At 67.3% G+C, this 2987-nt stretch carries 4 protein-coding genes; 2 read left to right on the forward strand and 2 right to left on the reverse strand.

The genetic code is table 11. The features are described from left to right. On the forward strand, positions 1-288 hold a 288-nt coding region (locus tag D7X32_RS43885), incomplete at its 5' end, for a hypothetical protein (RefSeq protein WP_208752760.1). Positions 289-458: 170 nt separating this feature from the next. Continuing rightward, positions 459-842 carry a hypothetical protein gene (locus D7X32_RS43890; RefSeq protein WP_244239518.1) on the forward strand — a complete coding sequence of 128 codons (384 nt, stop codon included), beginning with the start codon at positions 459-461 and terminating at the stop codon, positions 840-842. 641 nt (positions 843-1483) lie between these two features. Here the strand turns inward: D7X32_RS43890 and D7X32_RS43900 are convergent. Together D7X32_RS43900 and D7X32_RS43905 are read right to left on the reverse strand one after the other, a co-directional pair. Beyond that, complete coding sequence (locus tag D7X32_RS43900; protein ID WP_120608411.1) at positions 1484-2275, reverse strand: FRG domain-containing protein; 792 nt, start codon at positions 2273-2275, stop codon at positions 1484-1486. A gap of 180 nt (positions 2276-2455) precedes the next feature. Then, positions 2456-2692 carry a hypothetical protein gene (locus D7X32_RS43905; protein ID WP_120608412.1) on the reverse strand — a complete coding sequence of 79 codons (237 nt, stop codon included), beginning with the start codon at positions 2690-2692 and terminating at the stop codon, positions 2456-2458. Between the last annotated feature and the right edge of the window lie 295 nt (positions 2693-2987).

A 2987-nucleotide genomic window follows, 5' to 3' on the forward strand; every position in this document is an offset into this window, starting at 1 on the left:
GCGTCGCGCCCACCCCTCCCGCAGGGCGTGTCGCCTCAGGCCTGCGGGAGGGGTGGGCGCGACGCACCGTTGAGGGTGGAGGTGGTCCAGATGATCATCGTCGGCGCGATGGTGGTGGGAATCCTGGTGATGCTGCTGGTGGTGGGCGGAGCCATCATGGGAGGGGCGCTCGCGCACAAGAACATCCGTGCGGATGATGCGCGGTGGGCAAGGGAAGACGCGGAGCGCGCGTCACGGCGCGACCGGGACCTGTCCGGACCGATGGGTGGGGAGCCTGTGCACGCGTGAATGCGTGAGGCGCTTTCCTCGCGTGGGTGCGAGGATGCCGTGCCGTGCGATTCGCGCTGTCTTCATTGCTGGTGCTGCTGGTGATGTCCGGGTGCAGGCACCCCGCGGTCGCATGGAAAGGTGTCGTTGAATGGCCGGATGAACGCTCGGCCCGGCCCGTAGAGAGTCCGATGCCCGCGGGCGCGGTGCAGGCCGCGGTGGGCGCTGTTCGCGAGTTCGTCAGGACGAACCCTCGCCGGTTGTTCTCCGGCTGCGAGCATCCCGAGGACGGCCTCAACGTTTCGCTCTTCACGGGCCCGACGCCGGGGCTCTACTACGTGCTGTTGGATCCCGACTTCGAGCGATGCGCGGGCCCGCGCAGGCGCATCCTGGATGGCTGGTTCTTCTACGCCGTCACGCCCCAAGGGGACGTAGTCGCGGAGTCTCCGGGGCCTCCCGACGAAGGCACACTCACTGAGCCGCCCCAGGCCCCACCGCCTGCTCCCGAAGCTCCCGCGAATGACGCCGGGCCTGGAGGGGAACAGAGAAGTACAGGCGGCACCACGACTGAATGAGGTGCTGTGTTCTCCTGGATGTGGGGATGCGCAGTGCGACTCGCGCTACCCTTGTTACTGATGCTGTTGATGGGGTGCGCCGCTTGGGTGACTGCTCCCACCACCGTCGCGGCTGCTGCGTGAATAGGGAGCATTCATGAGGGGCAGGGCTGTGGCAGCGGGATGCATCGCGTTGCTCGCGGGATGTGCCGCGAGGCCGATGATGTGGAAGACACCCATCGAATGGCCCGACGAGATATCCGCCACCCTCGTGGGGCAACCCATGGAGGCCGGAGCCGTGCTCGCCGCGGCCGGCGCGGTGCGGGAGTTCATCCGCACGTACCCTGACCCTTCGTTGTTCCAGGGCTGTTCCAGCCCGGAGCAGGGCCTGGCGGTCGCCGTCTTCACCGGACGGACCCAGGGCCTCTACTTCGTCGCGGTACACCAGGACTTCAGACCGTGTGGAGGGCCTCGCTTCCGGGTCCTTGATGCCTGGGATGCTTATGCGGTCACTCCTCAAGGAGAGGTCGTCGCGAAAGATCCGTTGGGGCCAGGGGAAACCCGGTCGGCACCGGCTTCAGACGCGCAGCCTCCAATGGAGCCTATTCCTCCAGAGTCTCCGCCACCCCCCGCGCCCGAAGCTCCCGCGAATGATGCCGGGCCTACCGGGGACGGGGGGCGTAGTAGCGGCGCAGCCAGCGGCTGAGGCCGTCCAGGCCGGGGAAGAGGACCCGCTCGGTGATGTTCGCCTGGTCGAGCTTGTCCCGGATCTCCCACTTGAGCTCCGCCGGCACCACGAGCCTGCGCACGCCTTGATGCTGGTGCCCCAGGAACTCGTTCAGGTTCAGCCCCGGCCCGTTCATCACGGAGAACAGCGCGAACTGGTTCACGATGCGCGCATCCAGCGACGGCGGTTCGAAGAACAAGACGAACGGATGCTCCGCCAGCCCGTCGAACGTCGCCAGGTCCCCCGACACCGTCGCCAGCATCTCTCCCGTGAAGACGTCCGCCCCCTCCAACCGCAACTGCTCACGCAGCGGCCGGGGCAACTGCAGGTTCGTCTGGTGATAGTCCACGCACCAGACCGCGCCGTCCTGCTCCAGCAGGTCCGTGCGCTCCGTCATGAAGTGCAGCGCCACGTACGGGCTGAACGTCCAGTCCAGCAGCCGCGTCGGCATCCCGTGGTGCTGCGCCAGCGCCAGCCAGTCCCAGATGGACGTCAGCCGCTCCGTGCCCGGCACCCCTCGCGCGTACTTGCGGAAGGCCCGCAGCAGGTCCCGCTCCAGCCGCACGAACGCGCCCTGGCGGTTGAGCGTCGCCGTCAAATCCAGCTTGGCGTCCGGAACCCCCCGGTACACGAAGCTCGTGCGGAACCGGCCCAGCGGTTCGTTCCATGAACCCGCGAACAGCAGGTCCTGCAACTCCAACCATGATGTGACACGCCGCTCCTGCATCCGCTGTCCCCTCGCCGCCTGACAAGGTGGGCCCTGCCCTCCAGGAGCACAGTGGCCAGGGGTCCAAGAAGCGGGACCGGACGACGGGCGTCCCTCCCGCCCGCTCCCCCTCCCAGCGGAGGGGCATGGACAAGGGCAGGACGCCCGGCCGTCTCAATCACAGACCTTGAAACAAAGACACTACGGCTGCCCGAAGTTCGCGGGCTGCGTGAAGGCATACGAGCTGGCGCCCGGTGCCTTGTCCTGCTGGAACATGGGGCACTTGGCGCAGGTGAAGCTCTCCCAGTCCTGACGGACCGCCACGTCGATGCAGCCGCCGTAGAAGCGGCAGTGGACGTTGCGGTGGTCCTCGATGGAGAACGTATCGGCCCGCAGCGGGAGGTGGAACTTGGTGGGTCGCGGCTGTGGACAAGGCATTGGATTCCTCTAGCCCCCCTCGAGGGTGCTGATTCCCTCTACTGACTGGTGCGTCGCGTCATTCCCGGGCTCCCGCTGCCCGGGCACTGAACGCTTGCACCCCTTCTGATTGCTGCCAGCAGAAGACCGTGTGGGTGTGACACATTCAAAAGGCACAACAGCGTAATGACGACGGGCGTCCCGGGCCCGACCCGCCAGGATGTCTGCCTTCACGAGGGGTAACCGGCCGGACAGGCCGCCGGAATCTTCACGCCCGGAGCGCTTTCCCGCGAGAATGCGGCGCGTGAGCTCCCCC

This window comes from Corallococcus carmarthensis (genome assembly GCF_003611695.1).
Classification (GTDB): domain Bacteria; phylum Myxococcota; class Myxococcia; order Myxococcales; family Myxococcaceae; genus Corallococcus; species Corallococcus carmarthensis.

Bases quoted from the DNA above. Each gene is read 5' to 3' on its own strand.
- D7X32_RS43900 (WP_120608411.1), bottom strand. From the start codon at position 2,275: ATGCAGGAGCGGCGTGTCACATCATGGTTGGAGTTGCAGGACCTGCTG.
- D7X32_RS43890 (WP_244239518.1), top strand. From the start codon at position 459: ATGCCCGCGGGCGCGGTGCAGGCCGCGGTGGGCGCTGTTCGCGAGTTC.
- D7X32_RS43905 (WP_120608412.1), bottom strand. From the start codon at position 2,692: ATGCCTTGTCCACAGCCGCGACCCACCAAGTTCCACCTCCCGCTGCGG.